Annotated in this window: 8 protein-coding genes; 7 read left to right on the top strand and 1 reads right to left on the bottom strand. The window is 44.6% G+C overall.

Going from position 1 to position 22528, the window contains the following annotated elements; genetic code table 11:
* Positions 1–4: 4 nt before the first annotated feature.
* Positions 5–16564 carry an MBG domain-containing protein gene (locus HMPREF0240_RS17030; RefSeq protein ID WP_035313927.1) on the bottom strand — a complete coding sequence of 5520 codons (16560 nt, stop codon included), beginning with the start codon at positions 16562–16564 and terminating at the stop codon, positions 5–7.
* A 386-nt stretch (positions 16565–16950) separates the two neighbouring features.
* Here HMPREF0240_RS17030 and HMPREF0240_RS17025 point away from each other — a divergent pair, with 386 nt between their 5' ends.
* The 7 genes from HMPREF0240_RS17025 (at position 16951) to HMPREF0240_RS16995 (ending at position 22528) form a co-directional block, all read left to right on the top strand.
* Positions 16951–17697 carry a TraX family protein gene (locus HMPREF0240_RS17025; protein WP_035313926.1) on the top strand — a complete coding sequence of 249 codons (747 nt, stop codon included), beginning with the start codon at positions 16951–16953 and terminating at the stop codon, positions 17695–17697.
* Between the two features lie 392 nt (positions 17698–18089).
* A complete protein-coding gene (locus HMPREF0240_RS17020) occupies positions 18090–18776 on the top strand; it encodes a GGDEF domain-containing protein (RefSeq protein ID WP_009004655.1) in 687 nt (228 codons plus the stop codon).
* A 44-nt stretch (positions 18777–18820) separates the two neighbouring features.
* Positions 18821–19390 carry a sigma-70 family RNA polymerase sigma factor gene (locus HMPREF0240_RS17015; protein ID WP_009004654.1) on the top strand — a complete coding sequence of 190 codons (570 nt, stop codon included), beginning with the start codon at positions 18821–18823 and terminating at the stop codon, positions 19388–19390.
* Positions 19391–19407: 17 nt separating this feature from the next.
* Positions 19408–20130 (top strand): hypothetical protein, encoded by a 723-nt coding sequence (locus HMPREF0240_RS17010; protein ID WP_009004653.1) that lies wholly within the window; start codon positions 19408–19410, stop codon positions 20128–20130.
* Between the two features lie 30 nt (positions 20131–20160).
* Positions 20161–21096 carry a transglutaminase-like domain-containing protein gene (locus HMPREF0240_RS17005; RefSeq protein ID WP_198137815.1) on the top strand — a complete coding sequence of 312 codons (936 nt, stop codon included), beginning with the start codon at positions 20161–20163 and terminating at the stop codon, positions 21094–21096.
* Positions 21097–21133: 37 nt separating this feature from the next.
* A complete protein-coding gene (locus HMPREF0240_RS17000; RefSeq protein WP_009004651.1) occupies positions 21134–22186 on the top strand; it encodes a type II secretion system F family protein in 1053 nt (350 codons plus the stop codon).
* A gap of 12 nt (positions 22187–22198) precedes the next feature.
* Positions 22199–22528 (top strand): hypothetical protein, encoded by a 330-nt coding sequence (locus tag HMPREF0240_RS16995; RefSeq protein ID WP_009004650.1) that lies wholly within the window; start codon positions 22199–22201, stop codon positions 22526–22528.

Genomic DNA, 22528 nt, shown 5'->3' with positions numbered 1-22528 from the left:
TTGATTATTCAGCGTCATCGTCCTTTTCCTCTTCGTCCAAGCCTCTTCTGGTCTTTTCAAGCTCCAGCTCTTCTCTCAGTTCGAAGATTCTTGCCTGCCGTTTCTTCATGCTCCTTGTGTAGAATGCCAGCACAATCAGTGCGAGCAGCATCAGTAAGAAGTGAAGGATGCAGCAAACGTGGTCATCGAGGTTCTGCTTTGCTAATGGTGTTTTCTCGTCCTGGATTGGCGTTAAATCATAGTCGCCCTCGTCGTTCTCAGTTAATTCAGCGTCAATCGCCGCTGCTGGTGTCTGTGCCGGCGGAATGATTGCTGTTGGTGTTGTCGGCGTTACTGCTGCCGGTGTTACCGGAGTAACTGGCGTCGCCGGGTTCGTCGGAGTAACTGGCGGTATAATTGGTGTTATAACCGGATTCGCTGTGTAGGTTACTGTTACTTCTACATCTGCTGCCGGCATTCCGTCCGCACTGCTGTTAACAGTTCTATAATCTGGTGTGTAACCTGTGACTGTCGGTGATGTGATGGAGAATGCTGCTCCCACCTCATATTCACCGGTGTAATCCGGTGCTACCGTCTGGCCGGCTGCATCTACATAATGAACTGTCAGTCTGTAGATATTTACAACCGGTGTCTCCTCCGTCTCGTCTTCACGCGGTGTTTCACCTGTTTCATCAGTTGTTACACTTGCGATGTTGCTGATGGAAGCCCCTGCGTCTTCTCTGACGATCTGGTATTCACAGTTCAGTACGACTGTCTCACCAACTTTAATTTCTTTGATGACTACTTTGTTTCCTTCAACGGTGTTGTCTCCGACTTCTGTAAATACTGCCTCGCCGGCTGCTCCCTGAAGGTTATCACTTACGACTACATTGTGCAGTGTTACATTTCCTGTGTTGCTTACCCCGATCTGATACTGGATTGTATCTCCAACTCTGTATTCATCCTGCGGGTTCACTACGGTCTTGTTCACTGTATAATCTGCATCTTCCGGTTCTGTAGGTGTTACGACTTCGTCGCTTCCCTTAGGTCCTTCCGGATCATCGGTGGATGCCGCTGCCGTATTGACTACCTGCCCGTTTCTGATATCAGCCTCTGTTACGGTATATTCGTATGTGAATTCCCGGCTCTCTCCCGGTGCAAGGCTTGCGATAACGTTGTCTGTAATACTTACCAGGCTGTCGTCTACCTTGATATTCTCAACCGGTACATTGCCGTTGTTTGTTACAGTTACTTTGTAACCGATCGTCTCGCCAAGGGCGTAGGCTTCACCATTTGCAGGTGTGCTTGTAACTTCCTTAACAACAGCTACGCTTGGGTTCGGATCATCTGTCGGGTCTTCCTTCTCTCCCGGGTCTACTCCTGGGTCCGGTTTATCCGGATCCGGTGTCTCTCCGCCGGCTGTTGCCACGTTGAGAACAGAACCTTTCTGGATATCCGCTGATGTGACTGTGTATTCTGCTGTAAATGCTTCGCTGCTTGCTCCAGGTGCAAGTGATTCAATAGTCCACTCATCTCCGGTCAGCTCATCTTTTACAACTACATTGGTCAGTGTCAGGTTTCCATCATTGGTTGCCACGATCTGATAGGTGATGGTCTCACCAAGAGCGTAAGTTTCGCCGTTAGCCGGTGTACTTGTAGTCTCTTTGGAAATGCTCAGATGCGGGTTGGAGATCTCTGTCCCGATTGTCTCCGTATCTTCTTTTGTTACTTCACTTCCGTCAGGAGCTGTACCGCCTGCCGTTGCTACATTGACTACCTGGCCTGCCAGGATGTCAGCTTCTGTTACAACATAATCTGTTGTAAATTCTTCCACACCGTTTGGCTCAAGACTGTCAATTGTCCACTGTCCGCCTGTCAGATCATCGTTTACTGTAATACCGCTGATTGTTACGTTACCGTTATTCACTACTTTGATTGTGTAAGGTACTGTATCGCCAAGGCCGTATCCGCTGTCCTGGCTTGGAGCCGCCGTCTTCTCAACAAACAGACTTGGCTGCTGTGTTACTGTCGGATCTTCTGTTTCGCCTGGTTCTACTCCCGGATCCGGTTTTTCAGGATCTGGACTTTCACCCTTCGCTGTCGCTACGTTGAGTACTGTTCCGTTCAGGATATCCTGCTCTGTTACTTTGTATTCTGCGGTAAATGCTTCGCTGCTTTCTCCCGGTTTCAGTGACTCAATGGTCCACTCGTCTCCGGTCAGCGCATCTGTTACCACGACATTTTTCAGTGTCAGGTTTCCGTCATTTGCTGCCACAATCTTGTAAGTAATTGTTTCTCCAAGAGCATATGCTGCTCCGTTTTCTGGTGTACTTGTTGTTTCTTTTGTTACAGTCAGATGTCCGTTCGGATTGTCTGTCGGATCCTCTGTCTCACCAGGATCTACTCCCGGGTCCGGTTTTTCAGGATCAGGGCTTTCGCCTGCTGCAGTTGCTTCATTTAGTACGGAGCCTTTCAGAATATCTTTCTGTGTTACCTTATGGCTTGCTGTAAATACATCGCTGCTCTCTCCCGGTTTCAGTGTATCAATCTTCCAGCTGTCTCCGGTCAGTTCATCTATTACCACTACATTCTTCAGCGTCAGGTTTCCATCATTGGTCGCTACGATCTGATAAGAGATGGTCTCTCCAAGAGCGTAAGCTTTTCCGTTTGCCGGTGAACTTGTTGTTTCTTTCGCTACGGTCAGATGTCCGTTCGGATCCACTGTCGGATCTTCCGTATTTCCAGGTACGATTTCCGGATCCGGATTCTCAGGATCTGTGCTCTTACCCGTTGCTGTTGCTTCATTTAATACGGTGCCCTTCAGGATATCTTCCTCTGTTACTGTGTGTTCAGCTTTGAATGCTTCACTGCTCTGTCCTGGCTTCAGTGTTCCCACTGTCCATTCATCACCTGTCAGCTCATCTGTTACTACTACATTGTTCAGTGTCAGATTTCCGTCATTGACTGCCACAACCTTGTAAATGATTGTTTCGCCAAGAGCATATGTCTCGCCGTTTACCGGTCTGCTTGTTGTTTCTTTGGTTACTGTCAGATGTCCGGTTGGATCTTCAAATTTGTCAACCGTGTCGTCCTTCTCATATTCTTTCTTTTCATCTGAGAACTTCGCTGTAACGGTGTTCGTGAAGCTTCCCTTCAGGATATCTTCTTCTGTTACTGTGTAAGCCGCTGTAGTTGTCACTACCTCACCAGGTGCTACATTTTCAAATACATCGCTGCCGGTGATGGTGACGCCTTCCTGTTCCGTGATGGTAATTGTCTTATACTCATCGTAAATGTTCTTCACTGAGATATCGAATGTTATAGTATCGCCATACTTGTAAGTCTTGTCATTATCATGTGTCTTGGTTACCACATCATCAACATCGACATCCTTATCAGTAACGGTTAAAGTACCATCTACATAGGCAATCTTATAATTTCCTGTTACATCATCGCCGCCAAGCAGTGTCGTAATCTTTGCATCCGTAACCACATTCCTGCTTGATCCGACAAATGTCTGGCTTCCTTCTACTGTTGCTGTAACGCTGTGTAATGGTAATAATTCACCCAGTCCCACTGTGCTTACCGCTCTCACTAATGCGGTTCCATCATAGGTTTTTTCAGCGCTCGCTGCTGTAATAGTAATTGGCCTCTGTGTTACCTGGATCGTAACATCTTCTGCGGTCAGATCTGCATATCCTTCTCTTACAGCCATAACACTTACAGTTACGGTTCCCTCGGATACGTTTGTTACACTTGGGGCCTCTGTTGTCCAGTCATCCCCTGCAGTCTTGTAGTATATTGTGTAACCTTCAGCTCCTGATACTTCTGCTCTTGCTGCATGAGACTTTCCATCGTATACCCAGCTGCCGCCGGCTGCTTCCAATTTTGCATTCTCAATGCTTGCTGTTTTAATCTCAAAACTTCCTGGAACAACTGTTACTGTGTAGTTTTCATTTTCCGCATAACCTGCTGTTAATACGCCTGGATATACGCCTACAGCTTCTTCAGTATTTGTTCTGCTGTAAACTACTTCGCCAAGATCCTCTTCTGCTATCAGTCCATCTACAGTTCCGTCAAATACAGGGTCTGCTGCATCAAAGTATTTCCAGCTGTTATCTACAGTAATAGTGACCGGTTTTGCTGTAATCTGAATTGTTACATCTTCTGCCGTCAGGTCTTTGTAACCCGTCTTAACTGCCTTTACACTAACTGTCTTCTTGCCTTCTGCAACATCTTTTACACTTGGTGCTGTTGTGGTCCAGTCTCCATCGCCTGTCTTGTAGTATACTGTATATCCTTGTGCACCTTGAACTTCAGCATTTGCATAATGAGCATCCCCATTGTAAGTCCAGCTTCCGCCCTGCGCATCCAGATAAGCTCCTTCAACGCTGGCAGTCTTAATTTCAAAATCGCCCGGCTCAACTGTTACCTGATAGTTACTGTTCTCTGTAAAGTCTGCTGTCAGTACATCCTGATATGTTCCTACAGACTCATCCGTATTTGTTCTCCTGTAACTTACAGTCCCAAGATCCTCCTGAGCTACCAGTTCCCCTACAGTCCCTGTAAATTCAGGATCTGCTGCATCAAAATATTTCCAATTGTTATCAACTATAATGCTGACTGGTTTTGCTGTAATCTGAATGGTAACATCCTTAGCTGTCAGGTCTTCATAACCGGTTCTGACCGCCTTGACACTGACCGTCTTCACCCCGTCTGCTACGTTTGTTACACTCGGAGCTTTGGTGGTCCAGTCTGCATCGCCTGTTTTGTAATATACGGTGTAGCCTTCCGCTCCCTGAACCAGAGTCTCAACAGCGTGTGCTGCACCATCATATACCCAGCTTCCACCTTTTGCCGTGAGGACTGCCCCGGAAATGCTGGCTGTCTTAATCTCAAAGTCTCCAGTCTCTACTGTTACCTGATAGTTGCTGTTTTCTTGATAATCCGCCGTTAATACATCTGCATAAACGCCTACAGCTTCTTCCGTATTCGTTCTTCTGTAGCTTACTTCTCCAAGATCTTCTGCTGATACCAGCTCTCCTACAGTTCCTGTAAATGCAGGATCTGCTGCATCAAAATATTTCCACTTGTTATCTACCGTAATAGTGACTGGTTTTGCAGTAATCTCAATTGTCACAGCTTTAGCCGTTAAGTCTTCATATCCGGTTCTGGTCGCTTTCACTTCAACTGTCTTCACGCCATCTGATACATCTGTTACGCTCGGCGCTTCTGTTGTCCAGTCTCCATCACCCAGCTTATAATATACTGTATAGCCTTCTGCTCCTGCAATCTCTGCTTTTACTGCATGCGCCTTGCCATCATATTCCCAGCTTCCGCCTTCTGCACTCAGATTTGCACTCGGTATGCTGGCCGTCTTAATCTCAAAGTCTCCGGTTACCACTGTTACCTGATAATTGCTGTTGTCATCATATACGGCTGTCAGTACATCCTCATAAGTTCCTACAGCTTCATCGGTATTGTTCCTTCTGTAACTTACATCTCCAAGATCGCCTGCCGTTACCAGCTCTCCTACAGTTCCGGTAAATACCGGATCAGCTGCGTCAAAATACTTCCAGCTGTTATCTACCGTAATCTCTACCGGCTTTGCCGTAATCTCAATCGTGACATCTCTTGCAGTTAGATCTTCATATCCTGTCTTTACTGCTTTTACACTGACTGACTTTCTGCCTTCCGCCACATCTGTTACGCTTGGTGCTTCTGTCGTCCAGTCTGAATCACCGGTTTTGTAGTATACTGTATAGCCTTCTGCTCCTGTTACTTCTGTTTTTACTGCATGAGCCTTGCCGTCGTATACCCAGCTTCCGCCGGCTGCTTCCAGGTAAGCGCCTTCAATACTTGCTGTCTTGATTTCAAAATCGCCTGGTTTAATTGTTACATTATAGTTACTGTTCTCTTCATAATCCGCTGTCAGCACATCTTCATATGTTCCTACAGCTTCTTCTGTGTTAGTTCTTCTGTAGCTTACTTCTCCGAGATCTCCCTCTGCGGCCAGTTTCCCGATTGTTCCGGTAAATGCCGGGTCAGCCTCATCAAAATATTTCCAGCTGCTATCTACTGTAATAGTTACAGGTTTTGCTGTAATTTCAAGGGTAACATCGGCCGCTGTCAGATCCGCATATCCGGTTCTGGTCGCTTTTACGCTGACTGTCTTCACGCCCTCTGCTACATTTGTTACGCCTGGAGCTTCTGTAGTCCAGTCTCCGTCACCAGTCTTATAGTATATGGTATAGCCTTCCGCGCCGCTGACTACTGCATCTGCCTCATGAGCTTTGCCGTCATATACCCAGCTTCCGCCTTGTGCTGTAAGACTTGCCTCTGCAATAGATGCAGTTTTGATCTCGAAGTCTCCCTTTTCCACCGTTACAGCATAATTACTGTTTTCTTTGTACTGGGCTGTCAGGACATCTGTATAGGTTCCTACTGCTTCGTCCGTATTTGTTCTTACGTAGCTTACCTGACCAAGGTCTCCCGCTGCTGCCAGCTCACCTACAGTTCCGGTAAATGCCGGATCTGCCGCATCAAAATATTTCCAGCTGTTATCAACAGTAATCTTAACCGGCTTTGCAGTAATCTGTATAGTTACATCCTCTGCAATCAGATCTTCATATCCGGTTCTGGTCGCTTTCACACTGACTGTCTTAACACCTTCCGCCACATCTGTAACGCTCGGCGCTGCTGTCGTCCACTCTCCGTCGCCTACTTTGTAATATACTGTGTAGTCTTCTGCTCCCTGGACTGTCGCTTCTGCCGCATGAGCCTTTCCATCGTATTCCCAGCTTCCGCCGGCTGCCGTCAGGCCTGCTCCAGGAATTGCAGCCGTCTTAATCTCAAAATCGCCCGGGATTACACTTACCTGGTAATTGCTGTTTGCTTTATAAGCGGCTGTTATTACTCCATTATAAAGTCCCACTGCTTCATCAGCATTCGTCCTCTGGTAGGTCACGGTACCCAGATCATCCGCTTTTACAAGATCATTCACAGTTCCGTTAAATACCGGATCATTGGCATCGAAGTATTTCCATGCATCATCTACAATAATGCTTGCTGCCTTTGGTGTTATTTGAATGTTCACCTTCTCTGCAGTCAGATCTTCATATCCGGTTCTGGTCGCTTTTACACTGACCGTCCTGATCCCCTCTGCTACGTCTGTCACGCTCGGTGCTTCTGTGGTCCATTCTCCACCATCTGCCTTATAGTACACAGTATAGCCTTCTGCCCCTGCTACTTCTGCCTTCGCTGCATGAGCCTTGCCGTCGTATACCCAGCTTCCGCCTTCTGCGCTCAGACTTGCGTCTGCAATAGATGCTGTCTTGATCTCAAAGTCTCCAGTTACCACTGTTACCTGATAATTACTGTTCTCTTCATAATCTGCTGTCAGTACATCCTCATACACGCCTACGGCTTCTTCTGTATTCGTTCTTCTGTAGCTGACATCTCCGAGATCGCCTTCCGTCACCAGTTCTCCTACAGTTCCGCTAAATGCCGGATCAGCTGCGTCAAAATATTTCCAGCTGCTGTCCACTGTAATCTCCACTGGCTTAGCCTTAATCTCAATCGTAACATCGCCGGCTGTCAGATCCTCGTATCCAGTCTTAACCGCTTTCACGCTTACTGTCTTTCTGCCTTCTGCCACATTTGTTACGTACGGTGCTTCTGTGGTCCAGTCTGAATCTCCTGTTTTGTAGTAAACAGTGTAGCCTTCAGCTCCTGATACTTCTGCTTTTACTTCATGAGCTTCGCCGTCATATACCCAGCTTCCGCCGGCCGCCTCCAGATGAGCGCCCTCAATGCTTGCTGTTTTAATCTCAAAGTCTCCGGTTTCAATGGTTACTTTGTAATTGCTGTTCTCTTTGTAATCTGCTGTCAGTACATCCTGATATGTTCCTACAGCTTCTTCGGCGTTCGTCCTCTTGTAACTTACTTCTCCAAGATCGCCTTCTGCCGCCAGTTCACCGATCGTTCCTGTAAATGCCGGATCAGCTGCGTCAAAGTATTTCCAGCTGTTATCCACCGTGATGGTCACCGGTTTCTCTGTGATTTGAAGAGTAATATCACTTACCGTCAGATCTTCATATCCGGTTCTGGTCGCTTTTACGCTTACAGTCTTCACACCCTCTGCCACATTCGTTACACTTGGTGCTTCTGTCGTCCACTCTCCGTCTCCGATCTTATAGTATATGGTATATCCCTCTGCACCGCTGACTTCCGCTTTCGCTTCATGAGCTTTGCCATCATACACCCAGCTTCCGCCTTCAGCGGTCAGGCTTGCTTCTGCGACAGATGCTGTTTTGATCTCAAAGTCTCCCTTTTCGACTGTTACAGCATAATTACTGTTTTCCTCATACTCAGCTGTCAGAACATCTGTATAAATTCCTACTGCTTCATCAGCATTCGTTCTTACATATTTTACATCGCCGAGATCTTCTGCTGCAGCCAGCTCACCAACGGTTCCGGTAAACTTCGGATCAGCTGCGTCAAAATATTTCCAACTGCTATCTACAGTAATGATAACCGGTTTTGCTGTAATCTGAATCGTTACATTCTCCGCTGTCAGATCTTCATATCCGGTTCTGGTCGCTTTTACGCTTACGGTTTTCACACCTTCTGCTACATCAGTTACGCTCGGAATCTTATCGGTCCATTCTCCGTCGCCAACCTTATAGTAAATTGTATAGCCGTCTGCCCCAAGCACTTCCGCCCCGGCAGAATGAGACTTGCCGTCGTATACCCAGCTTCCGCCTTTTGCTTCCAGTTTGGCATTTTCAATGCTTGCCGTCTTAATTTCGAAATTTCCTGCAATGACTGTAACTTTATAATTACTGTTCGGCATATAGCCGGCTGTCAATACTCCCGGATACTTTCCTACCGCCTCATCTGCATTTGTTCTGCGATATGAAACTGTACCCAGATCGTTCTCTGCAATCAGTCCGGTTACTTTTCCGTCAAACTCAGGATCACTTTCATCAAAGTATTTCCAACTGCTGTCTACTTTGATCTGTACATCTTTTGCAGTAATCTGAATCGTAACATCGGCTGCTGTCAAATCGGTGTATCCAGGTCTGGTAGCTTTCACACTTACCGTCACTGTACCATCTGCCACATCAGTCACGCTCGGTGCAGTTGTGGACCATTCTCCATCTCCGGTCTTGTAATAAATAGTATAGTCTTCTGCTCCTTTGATCTCTGCCTTTGCGCTATGGGCTTTCCCGTCGTATATCCAGCTTCCGCCGGCTGCTTCCAGTTTTGCGCCCTCAATGCTGGCCGTTTTTATTTCAAAGTCGCCTTTGTCAATTGTCACTTTGTAATTACTGTTTGCTTCATAATCAGCTGTCAGGACATCTGCATAGATTCCCACTGCTTCATCTGTATTCGTTCTTCTGAAGCTGATCTCTCCCAGATCTCCTGCCTTCACCAGATCCTCAGCCGTTCCACTAAATGCCGGGTCTTCTGCGTCAAAGTACTTCCAGCTGTTTTCAACGGTAATTGTTACTGGTTTCGGCTGAATGGCAATGGTAACATCCTCAGCTCTTAAATCTTCATATCCGGTCCTTGTTGCCTTTACACTGACTGTCTTTATCCCCTCGGATACATTCGTTACACTCGGAATACTTTCAGTCCATTCTCCCTGGCCAACCTTATAGTAAACAGTATAACCTTCAGCACCTTTCACTGCTGCGCTTGCCTTATGTGCTTTTCCATCGTATGTCCAGCTGCCACCGGCCGCTTCTACATATGCACCCTCAGTTTTGGCTGTCTTAATCTCAAAGTCTCCCGGCTCTACTGTTACTTTATAGTTGCTGTTTGCCTGATATTCAACGTTCAGGACATCTGCATAGATACCAACGGCTTCGTCGGTATTGGTTCTGATGTAGCTTACTTCTCCAAGATCATCCTTTGCAATCAGGCCATCTACTTTTCCTGTAAAAACAGGATCCTTTTCATCGAAGTATTTTGATGAATTGTCAACGGTAATTGTAATATCCTTTGCTGTTATCTGGATCGTCACATCAGCAGCCGTCAGATCCTGGTAGCCTTCTCTGGTCGCCTTTACACTGACCGTCCTGGTGCCTTCAGAGACATTAGTAACATCCGGTGCTTCTGTTGTCCATTCGCCGTCTCCAACTTTATAGTATACCGTGTATCCTTCTGCACCTTTGACTTTCGCCTCTGCCGCATGTGCTTTTCCGTCATACTCCCAGCTTCCGCCACTTGCTTCCAGCCTTGCATCTGCAATACTTGCAGTTTTAATTTCAAAGTCTCCGGCCTTCATGTTTACTGTATAGTTGCTGTTATTCTCATAGTCAGCTACTATAACTCCCGGATATACCCCTACTTTCTCATCTGCATTCGACCTTCTGTAAGTAACTGTTCCCAAATCGCCATCTGCTATAAGCCCTTTAACAGTTCCTGTAAATTCAGGGTCATTATCATCAAAGAATTTCCATGAATTATTCACAATAATGTCCACCGGTTTCGCTGTTATCTGGATGGTCACATTTTCTGCTGTCAGATCAGTATATCCTTTTCTGGTTGCTTTCACACTGACTGTTTTCGTGCCTTCCGATACATTTGTAACACTCGGCGCTTCTTCGGACCATTGTCCGTTGTCGGTCTTATAATAAATCTGGTAGCCGTCAGCTCCATTTACCACTGCACTGGCCGCATGTGCTTTGCCGTCATATTCCCAGCTTCCGCCGTATGCTTTTAACTCAGCCCCGGCAATACTTGCAGTTTTAATTTCAAAGTCACCCTTAATGATGCTTACAGTGTAATTACTGTTCTGATCATAATCTGCTGTCAGAACCTCTTCGTATATTCCCACTTCTTCATCAGTATTGGACCTGCTGTAGCTTATTTCGCCCAGATCATTCTGTGCAATCAGTCCGGATACATTTCCTTCAAATGCCGGGTCAGCGGCATCGAAATATTTCCATGAATCTTTCACTGTAATTGTGGCTGCTTTTGGTTTAATCCTGATCGTTACATCATTCGTAGTCAGATCCTCATATCCTTTTCTGACCGCTTTCACACTTACTGTCTTTGTGCCTTCAGAAACATCTGTCACACTTGGGGCATCTGCAGACCATGCACCGCCTTCAGTACGGTATAAGATCTGATATCCTTCTGCCTGGGTAACTTTCGCTTCTGCTGCATGACCATAGCCATCGTATACCCATTCTCCGCCGTTTGCATTCAATGCGGCTCCCGGTATACTTGCTGTCTTTATTTCGAAGTTTCCTGGTATTACGTGAACCTCATAATTACTGTTTTCTGTATACTCCGCTGTCAATACGCCAGTATATACGCCGACTTCCTCGTCAGCATTGGTTCTCTTATAGCTTACTTCGCCAAGATCATCAGCTGCTACCAGTTCACCTACTGTACCTGTAAACTCAGGATCACTGCTATCGAAGAATTTGTCTGCATTATTAACTTTAATAGTTACAGGTTTTGCTGTTATTTCTATAGTAACGTCATCAGCTGTCAGGTCTTCATACCCTTCTCTGGTTGCTTTCACGCTGACTGTCTTCTTACCATCCGCTACATTTGTTACGGTTGGTACTTGATCAGTCCACTCTCCGCCTTCAACTGAATAATAGATCGTGTACCCTTCTGCTCCCTGAACAGCAGCTGCTGCCCCATGGGCTTCTCCGTCATACGGCCAGCTGCCGCCCGCCGCTGCCAGACTGGCACCTTCGACTTTGGCTGTTTTAATTTCAAAATCCCCACGGGTCACGGTGACTTCGTAATTACTATTTGGAGTGTATTTTGCATCCAACACTTCTTTGTATACTCCAACAGCCTCGTCTTTATTGCTTCTCACATACGTTACAGTGCCCAGATCATTTTCATCTACAAGGTTTTCAACATTACCAGTAAATTCGGGATCTGTTTCGCCAAAAAACTTCTCTTTGCTGTCTGCCGTTATAGTTGCCTTTCTGGCATTAATCTTTACTGTGGCTGTCTCCTGCCATACGTCATTACCTCTTTTTACCTTTACAGTTACAGGATATTCTCCTGCATCGCTGAACTCCGGATTGCCCATCTGAAGCATTCCGTTATACCAGTATTCTATCTGATCTGATGGATATGTGTTGCCAGTAAAATTGATATGATAAGAATTCCCATCATATTCTTTCTCTACTCCGCTCACTGAGAACCCATCGAAATCCACTTCATAAACGACCTTAATACTGTGCGGTGCAGTTACATTGCTGAATGTATAACTGCTCGGGTTGCTGGCTGTGACATCCTTGCCGTCTACCGTCACGCTCTTTAATACGAATCCAGGATTTGCATCATAGGTATACGTCTGGCTTTCGCCCCACTTCACTTCTTTTGTGCCTGAAGGTTCAATCGTACCGTTCACTGCACTTGAGATGATCGGATTCTTAATCGCCGTATAGTAGAATGTTATCACATTCTCTTTGATGTCTTCTTCTGTTGTCTCATTGGCAAGGTTTAAAACCTTCCTTACAGAATCAACTTCATATCCCTCTATTGCCGGTGCGGTTTCCACTACCCGGTTGCCGCCTATATGTTCAACTTTGTCTGGTAATAAAGAAGTTTCCGTTCCTTCTTCCAGATATTGAACTTTATAATATACGTCTCCCGGTATTGAATAACGGAACTCAATCACATTCTTTTTGCTGTCCCAGGATAATTCCAGGGATACGCTGGACGGTGTTGGAACTAACTCATCGTGTGCTTTTGGATATACATAAACGGTATTTCCAACCTTTCCGGTTTTTACCACCGGTGCAAAAACTTCACTGCCGTCACGATCGTCTATATACTTGATTGTATACGTAGTGTTCGTGATTTGCTTCCATTTAGCATATACAGTTGTATTCTCTACGACCGGTTTACCAAAGTCATAGCGTTCGCTGTAATCTTTGGATGTATACCATCCCTCAAACTTGTATCCTTCACGCTCGGGATCGGATGGCTGCATTGCCGTGCTGCCCGCTGCTACCGTTTGAGAGTTAATGGAATTGCCGCCTTGTGTATCGAATTCTACGGTGTACTCTCCTGATGCCCATTTTGCATATACAACCAAATCATTGGCCGGCATCGTTCTGTTCCAGTCAACCTCTGTTCCATCAGCACATTCTTCCGAAGTATACCAGCCCTGGAATGTATAGTATTCAGGTAAGTTATTCGGCCTGGCAGGTTCATGCTCATATGAACTCAGAGATTTTTCATATTTTACAGATTCTGTTTTCTCTATACTATTATAGTTATAGAAAGAAAGGTCATAGGATGCTCTGTTATAGTATAAATCAACTTTATTATTTACAAAATCTTTGGTTTTCCATCCGGTGTCCCTTCTAACATATCCTTCTATTGGATGATACTCTTCTTCATAAGTAATATAGTTAAAATAGGTACCGACTGATTTGATAAGCGAATATCCATTTCCATCTACATTCTGGCCATAATAATATATGGTTTTTAAAGTACTGGATGATTTTTGATACAGATTAAATTTAATATTCTGTGCCGGCATCCGATCCAGTGTCTGAAGTGCATATGAGTAATAGGATGTTGCTTTCCATGCCCTGCCTGAATATTTCGAATCAAATGGAAGCATTTTTGAAATATCGGCATTGTACTTTTTAGTTTCTGTGTGTACCAGCTTGCTATTATCATAGAATGTAAATGTATACGTATTTCTACTATAATAAACATTAATAATTGTTGATCCATCTGCCGCTACAGTTTTCTTCTCAGAATTCTTGAACGTAAAATAATTAATGGATCCTGCCTGGCTTGCCGTTACAGTCAGTTCAGTTCCTGCTTTGGCTGTTCCGTTCTTTGATTTGCTGTAACTGTAATTATTGTCATCCGCATTTTCAAGCCAATATACAATTGTATAGTTTACATCTTCAGCAGACCACTTCGCATAAAAAGTGCGGTCACTTTTAATCGTCTGTGTTCCGGTAACCCTCTCAGTTAAACCAGAATCTTTATACCAGCCTGAGAAATCATAGCCTTCTTTTGTTGGTTTATACGCATCGACATTTACCGTATCACCATGTTTCGGATATTGAGTTGTTACATAGCTTCCGCCATCTGTATCAAACCTTACCGTGTATTCAGCTAAGACATAAGTAATGGTTATGTTAATGTCGCGGTCTGCGCCGATTACTACATTCTCAAATTCAGATGGAGTATACTGCTCCAGGTCTTTTGCCTCTGCTTCTGTTTCATCACCAACAAAACCTGTTTTCTTCTCAACCTCTTCTTTATAACTTCCATCCGTCTGTTCAAACCGGTGAGTCACTATATACTCAACACTGTCGGGAACATAGACAATTATAAGCTTTTGATCTGCATATATGTTGTCAGTCAGAGTCCCTGACACTTCCTGGCCTAATGATCCGTCTGCCTCTTGTAAGTAAGTTGTATAGCCCTGTTTCTCCGGAATTTCAACTTCATACTTCTCTCCGGTAACATACTGTGCACGGAATGTAGCCTGAACTCTTCCTCCGCTTTGGTATACATACTCCACAGACAGGCTGTGTGAAGAGATCATTGCCGGATCATGTACTGTAATTTCCACAGATGCGCTGATCTCAGGATTTGCTTTTAATGAAGCTGTGATATCCGCCTTGCCTGCAGCTTTGGCAGTAATTACGCCTTCTTCGTTCACATCAGCTATCGCTTTGTCACTGGAAGACCATTTTATCTGCTTCATGTTATCAGGCAGCCACTCCGGATTCACTTCTGCTTTTGCCTGAATCTTATCTCCAATTACAGGATTCAGAAAATCTGCAGTAACGCTGACGGATGGCTGTTCCACCGTTATCTGTGCAGATCCTGTAATATCATTAGATGCCGTAGCAATAATATTTGCTGTTCCTTCGCTGACTGCTGTGATGTGTCCTTCTTCATCCACAACGGCTACGTCTTCATTGTCGGAACTCCAGGTCACTGTTTTATCCGTGGCATCAGCAGGCTTAACTTTTGCCGATGCATTGGTAGCTGCTCCAACAATCACCTTGTTATCTTCAATATCAACTTTAACTTCAGAAACTTCCTGTGTAACCAATATTTCTATTTCATCATTAAATTCTCCGCATAAAGCTGTTATTTTAACAGTGCCGCCCCGGTTGGCTGTAACCAGACCTTTGCTGCTTACAGAAGCAACATCTTCATTATCAGATGTCCAGGATATTGTTTTACTGTCCGTTGTATTTTCTGGTAAGATGTCTGCCGTTAACTGAAGTTCGTCCCCGGCATTAACTGTACTGTCACCGTGAATCTGAATCCCTGTCATCGGAACTCTTATTACATTGATTGTTTTTGTTGCCTTGATCTCTTTGTTAACCGTTGATGTTGCAGTAATAATTGCCTTACCTTCCGCTATACCCTTAATAACACCGTTTTCATCAACAGTCGCTATTTTTTTATTGCTTGATGACCATGTAGCAGAGGTCTCGTCTGTTGTATCTGATGGAATTGGTGCTGTACTTAATTTCAGAGTCTCACCAACTCTTGCGCTGTCTGCTCCGACAATCTCAATTCCTTTCAAAGGAATCTTATCAAGAATTGTAAGATTGAACGTCTCTGTTTTAGTGCCTCCAAATTTGTATGTGTGGGTTATTATTACGGTTCCGGCTTTATCAGCTGTAATTTCAGCAGTATACCCATCTGGCTCAATAGTAACTTTACCGTTCCCCTCAGCCGTCCACTTATGGCTCCGGCCAAATTGACCTTCCCCTTCCAGCCACTGTGACTCTCCAACATACATGGATTCTTCTCCGGTTATGCTAAAAGGACTTATATCATTTGAACTATAGTAAGATATCTTCGGACTTTCTCCGTCTATCTTCTCATCTTTCTGTTCCTCTTTTTTCTCATCCGCTTTCTGAGAAACTTCCTTATATAATGCATTAACTTCCATGTTATCAGAAACAGTTATCTGATAGGTATAAACATTTCCCTCTGAAGAAGCAGCGGCGATCTCTGTACCATTCTGATCGGTAACTCTCTCAAGAGTATATTTATCATTGACAGTGATCTGGAATTTTAACAGAGTGCCCTCTGTAACTTCCTCTGTATATTTCCCTCCGCCATCGTATGTAACATCCTTCTTTTCGCTTCCGTCTGCCCAGGCTGTCAGAGAACCGCCCTCAACTTCAGGTCTGTTGAACACAACCGCAAATTTCCGCTCTGCAGGTTCTTCCTGTGTATCTCCGGCTGGTTCAGAATCGTTCTTCTGCTCTGTACCAGATACTTCATTCTTAGCATCTTGTGCCTCAGAATTCGCAGTATCCTGTCCTTCCTGACCCGCCGCATCCTGATCTCCCTCTGGTTTTTCCAGTTCGATCACCTGCTTTGACCCATTTTCCCCAGTATCCGAGTCGGGTGCCTCCGCATCTGCGCCGCCCATTCCCTCATCCACTGTCTGAGGTTCGCCCTGCTGGTCATTCTGCTCTACGCTCTCCGGATCACCGGTAGCTTTCAGAGCTGTCCCTGATGAATACACAGCACTTGTTGCTACCATTGCAACCGCTAATAGAAGGGCCAGCCATCGCTTAAAATTCTTCTTCATAATCTTTCTCCTTCCCATTTGAATTCCCATCCATCTATATACTCAAATCCAATCCCCTTGAACAATCCTCTAATCACTCAACTGTAAGGATCTGCAGATTTAGACGTTACATATATAAAGAGGGGGTGGGGTGGGGAAAAGGGTCACATTTCTTTAACTTTTTTTATTTTTTTCCAAACTTAAACATATTTATATAAACTTCGTATAAGTTTTTAAGTTTTCAAAGGTTATTTCGTTTATAATGAATGAGGATATACATTTATCACCTGTAACTATAATAAGTTGATTTTAGATATTATTTAGAATTTTTTAAACAGATTCTGCTTTGGAGTATGATAAAATTATCTATCATCAGCGCGCTGTCTAATAGCTTAGGAGAAAAATATATGAGTACTTTTACGTTAAAAATGATTGCATTAATATTCATGGTAATTGATCACATCGGTTATTATTTTGAAGGCACGCCTATTCTGCTTCGGATATTGGGACGAGTCTCCTATCCTTTGTTTTTATTCTGCATGGTCTGGGGATATCATTACACAAAGAGCCGCAGGAAATATCTGCTGCGCCTGTATCTTATGAGTATTTTTATGACACTGTTTACTTTTGTTGTGGATCGTTATTTCGAAACAGATTATGGGTATGGAAACCATAATATTTTTCTATCCATGTTTTTAGTCGGAATCTGTATCAGCACCATCGAACTATTTCAAAAGGATCATAAAAAAGGATATATAGCACTTTCAACAATTTTTGCAGTACAGCTCCTTTATTTTATCCTGCCGAATATGATTCCGCAGCTTAAGAACCTCAGCGGTGACCTTATCACCGGCATCATACCAAATATAGCGGTAAATGAGTACGGGTTTGAATTTATTGCACTGGGTGTATTGATGTACTTTTTAAAAGAAAAGAAAGAAGCATTCTGTGCCATGTATACGCTATTCTGTATCTATCAGTTCAGTATCGAGATGCTGAATGGAGGGACTGCAGTTCAATGCTTTATGATATTTGCGCTGCCCCTTATGCTGCACTATAATCACCAGAAAGGGCGCAGCATGAAGTACTTTTTCTACTTCTTCTATCCTGCCCATTCCTTTCTGCTGTTTTACCTGGCCGATTACGTCTTTTAAGTCGCTTGTGTGGCATTTACTGGAAACCTGAAGGCAAAATGATCATATAATTTGAACTGTACACAAATAAGAGCTTGAAAAACATAGGTAAATCGCTTAAAATATGATATACTTATACCCGAAGGGCACACCGTAATTCATGCCCTGCGGACGGGTCTGCGGCTAAGCCGCAGAATAAGGTATACCCAAGGGCACACCGTAATTCATGCCCTGCGGGCGGGTCTGCGGCTAAGCCGCAGAATAAGGTATACCCGAAGGGCACACCGTAATTCATGCCCTGCGGGCGGTTCTGCGGCTAAGCCGCAGAATAAGGTATATTATTTACTGAACTTCTTTGATATTAGTAAGAAAAGTTCCGGGATTTTATCCAGAGGAATAAGGAGGCTTTATCTATGAAAAAACTAGATATTTTCAAAACAATTCAACTGATCATCTACGTCTTTCTAACCGGTTTCTGCATTTACAAGATCATGATGGACCCTGAAGTATATCAATATATTGCCACGAACCCATCCATCCGTCTTATATGCGGGCTGTTATGGGCGGTTTTGGGATTGTCATTCCTGTTCCTTTTCCTTGACTTTAACTTCTTCTCTTCATTTAAGAGAGACTATCGGGATCTCGATTTTGCAGTACATTCTGACCCCCTTTCCGGTATTCCGAACCGGTTCAGCTGCGATGCACTGATTGAAAAGTATCTGGATCAGCCTCTGCCGCCAGATATAGGCTGCATCATGTTTGATCTTACAAATATCAGCGAAATCAACCGTCTGTACGGACATGCAGAAGGAAATGCTCTTATAAAAGATTTCTCCAACATCCTTAAAATGGCCTCTGTCGACCTGTGTTTTATCGGCCGTAATGGAGGAAACAAATTTATGGCTTTGTTTGAGAATGGCAGTAATGAGAAACTCGATAATTTTCTGGAACGTATTCACACAAAGGTGGACTCACACAATTCAGGTTCCGGGACCCATCCTATCACCTACAAATACGGTCGTGCCTTTCATGAAGGAAGCAAAACCGGCACAATCACAGACCTGATTGCACTTGCAAATAAGAGAATTAACAACGCTTAAATACATAATGTTGCGGGACAAAAAATGGGAAGTAGGTGTAATAGATGGCAGAATTAGATTATGATTATATATCGACCTTAGTCAGCCGTGCCCGAACCGGTGACAGTGATGCATTCGCTGAATTGTATGCTGCCACTTACCAAAAAGAATACCGATTTGCATTTAATTATCTGAAGGATGAATATCTGGCGCAGGATGCCCTTCAGGAGACTTATATTCTGGCTCTCAAGAATCTGTATACGCTCCGGGATTCGAAGCTTTTTATTTCCTGGCTCAATCAGATTAATTTCCGGATATGTTTTAATATGCAGCGAAAACAGCATCGCTTTGACAGAGAACTTTCCGGATATGATGATGAGAATATGAAGGGAAATATTCATCCGGTGAAGCATTTGTCCAATCCGGAGGATCAGGTTGTCAGGGTTGATGAGCAGGAATATATCATGAAAAAGATACTGGATCTGTCTTTTACCGAATCACAGGCCATTATTATGAAGTATTATCAGAATATGAAGCTTGAAGATATCGCTGATGTGATGGACGTCAGTAAAAGTACTGTAAAGCGTTATCTGAACAACGGACGTACAAAACTGGCGCAGACACTGAAGCGTTAAGGAGGTGAGTTTTCCCAATGTTGACAGACAAATTAAAAAAGCCAAAAGGGCCTGAACTGGACGAATCCACTGCCAGCCAGATGCTTGAAAATATATTTGATGCATGTGAGGTAGAACCCAATACCGTTCCGCTTTCCGTGCTGACTTCTTACAGCAATTACCGACGGGAGCGCTTTCTTCTCCAGAAAGTTCTTCTGGTATTTATTCTGTTGTTTTTCTGCCTTGTCCCTTTACTTTTCATTGCTCCTGATATCAATCTGAACCTCAAGGATCAGGGAACCAACGGCAAACCCGCGTATGAACTTGTCGTAGATACTTTTATACCGGTCAGCAGGATCACTGCCACTATTGGAGGCAGCAATGTCCCGGTCTATGAGGTGGCCGACAAGACCTATTCCATTGAGCCTGCACTCAACGGTACTATGACCGTAACCGTCACATTGAAAAACCGCCAGTTTGCTTCCGTAACCTGTGAGGTAAGCGGGGTGGATACTGTTTCCCCGGTGGTGCTCTCAGATAAGATGGTGGGAGACCAGATCTATCTGTATCTCTCAGATCCGGACTCAGGTGTGGACTATGATAATATCTCCGCCATAGATATTGACGGAAAAGAAGTGGAACCAGTCTCCTTTGATGAGAAGGGCAATTATATCATATTTGATTATCCTGAAAAATCATTGAATATCTATGTGCCGGACAAGGCCGGCAATACACTTCATCTGATTTTGACAGTTAAATAAAAACAGAACCCTGAGAGGAGGCCTGATGTAATGAAAAAGAGTTCACGTTTATTAAGTGCATTTTTGCTCATTATGATAGGGGCCTCCTCTTTTACCGGCTGTTCCAAAGAAAGCGGAGATATCTCAAGTGCCTCGGCTGCAACCGGGAAAAAAAGAGAGAGTGCGCTCCAGATTCTGGTACCACAGGCATCAGGATCCACCGTTTATGGAAATGAAATCGTTTCTATTGATGCTTCCAATACAACAGAAGGCTATGTCATGGTACAGTATAGCGGCAGTGCTGCAAAGATTAAACTGCAGATTACTATACCGGACCAAACCGTATATACCTACACGCTGACAGGCGGCTCCTATGAAACCTTTCCACTTACAGGAGGAAACGGTTCCTATCACCTGGATATTCTGGAGAACGTCCAGGATGATCTCTATGCGCTTGCATTTTCCCAGGATATGGATGTAAATATCAGCGATGAATTCAAACCGTTCCTGTATCCCAACCAGTATGTATGGTTTACAGAGGATTCCCAGGCTGTCAAACTGGGGCGTGAACTTTCCGACAAGTCCTTGGATGACCTCAGCTATGTACAAAACGTGTATCACTATGTCATTGAAAATATTGTATATGATGATAAAAAAGCAGAAAATATTCCGACAGACTATCTGCCCAATCTGGACCAGACTCTGACGGATAAGACGGGCATCTGTTTCGACTACGCCTCGCTGATGGCGGCCATGCTCCGCTCTCAGTCGGTTCCCACCCGGTTGGAAATTGGATATTCCGGGGAGGCGTACCACGCGTGGGTAAGTGTTTACCTGAAAGAAAAAGGATGGGTTGACAAGATCATTGAATTTGACGGCAAGAACTGGTCCCTGATAGATCCGACTCTGGCCGCTAATAACAGCCGGAAAGCAGTCGGCAAGTATATTGGTGACGGAAGCCATTACACAGTAAAGTATTCCTATTAGGAAATATATTTTATCAGAAAATAACGGAGGGCACACTATGGAGAAGCAAGTTCAGGGAAAACCATTTACAAATATGGAGGTTTCTTCCTTCTGCGGGCAGATTGCCCTGATATTAAAGTCGGGTATCTCCTCCCTGGAAGGTATCACAATTATGCTGGAGGATGCTTCTTCGGCAGATGAAAAGGACATATTACAGGCAGTTTTCGAATATATGCAGGAAACCGGCAGTATGTACCAGGCATTGGAGAAAACAGGCCTTTTCCCGTCTTATATGCTCCACATGATTCAGATCGGGGAGGAAACGGGTACTCTGGATGAAGTTATGTCCGCTCTGAGCGAGCATTATGACCGGGAGGACTCCATAGCAAAGAGTATTAAGAATGCCGTAACCTATCCGCTTATTATGGCAGGAATGATGGTCGTGGTCATCATCGTTCTCCTTGTAAAAGTAATGCCGATCTTTAATCAGGTATTTATCCAGCTCGGCACCGAGATGACCGGATTTTCCCGGACCCTTATGGGGATTGGCAATGCCATCAACCGCTATTCTATTGTTTTTATCGTAATTCTGGCCGTGATTGTGGGTCTGCTTTTATACGGAACCAGGACCGTCCGCGGAAAGCAGATATTCCGTAATATTGGTTATAAATTCAGGTTCACCCGCGTCATTTACGAAGAAATCGCTGCCTGCCGCTTTGCCAGTGGTATGGCGCTCACCCTTAGCAGCGGCCTGAATCCGGAACGCAGCATGGAACTGGTCAGTGCCCTGAACGACGATGTGCATTTCCAGAAAAAAATTGACGCCTGCCGGGATCTTATGAATGAGGGCAAAGATCTGTCAGAGGCGCTGCACGGTACGGGCATCTTAACCGGGATGTACGCCAGGATGGCTTCCATCGGCGCAAAAACCGGTTCTATGGACCAGGTTATGGACAAAATTGCAGGACTTTATCAGGATGATATCGACACCCGGATGAATAACGGCCTGGCTGTGCTGGAGCCCACACTGGTTATTTCACTGTCCCTGATCGTTGGCGTCATTTTATTGTCTGTCATGCTCCCCCTTATGGGAATCATGTCCAGCATTTAAGCGGAGGTTATTATGGCACGTTTTCAATATCAGAAAAAACAGCATATTTATCGGAAGTTTATCATTTCAGTCTGTGTTTTTCTGCTGATTGTGCTTCTTTTTTATCAGGGCATTGAATCTCTGTCCTCCGGCTCCGTGCGCCGGCAGAAGGAAAGCCTGGAAAACGCGCTGAACCGTAGTATCACCTATTGCTACGCCGTGGAAGGCAGTTACCCGGAGAGCCTGGACTATCTGAAAGAGCATTATGGAATTACATATGATGAAGACAGATTTTTCGTTGATTATAAGATCATCGGCGCCAATATCCTGCCCGATGTGACCATCATACAGAAAGGAGACTGA

The sequence above is a fragment of the Clostridium sp. D5 genome, assembly GCF_000190355.1.
In the GTDB taxonomy this organism is placed as follows: Bacteria; Bacillota; Clostridia; order Lachnospirales; family Lachnospiraceae; genus Faecalicatena; species Faecalicatena fissicatena_A.
This window is presented reverse-complemented; position numbering and strand designations above follow the sequence as displayed.

Bases quoted from the DNA above. Each gene is read 5' to 3' on its own strand.
- HMPREF0240_RS17030 (WP_035313927.1), bottom strand. From the start codon at position 16,564: ATGAAGAAGAATTTTAAGCGATGGCTGGCCCTTCTATTAGCGGTTGCA.
- HMPREF0240_RS17025 (WP_035313926.1), top strand. From the start codon at position 16,951: ATGAGTACTTTTACGTTAAAAATGATTGCATTAATATTCATGGTAATT.
- HMPREF0240_RS17020 (WP_009004655.1), top strand. From the start codon at position 18,090: ATGAAAAAACTAGATATTTTCAAAACAATTCAACTGATCATCTACGTC.
- HMPREF0240_RS17015 (WP_009004654.1), top strand. From the start codon at position 18,821: ATGGCAGAATTAGATTATGATTATATATCGACCTTAGTCAGCCGTGCC.
- HMPREF0240_RS17010 (WP_009004653.1), top strand. From the start codon at position 19,408: ATGTTGACAGACAAATTAAAAAAGCCAAAAGGGCCTGAACTGGACGAA.
- HMPREF0240_RS17005 (WP_198137815.1), top strand. From the start codon at position 20,161: ATGAAAAAGAGTTCACGTTTATTAAGTGCATTTTTGCTCATTATGATA.
- HMPREF0240_RS17000 (WP_009004651.1), top strand. From the start codon at position 21,134: ATGGAGAAGCAAGTTCAGGGAAAACCATTTACAAATATGGAGGTTTCT.
- HMPREF0240_RS16995 (WP_009004650.1), top strand. From the start codon at position 22,199: ATGGCACGTTTTCAATATCAGAAAAAACAGCATATTTATCGGAAGTTT.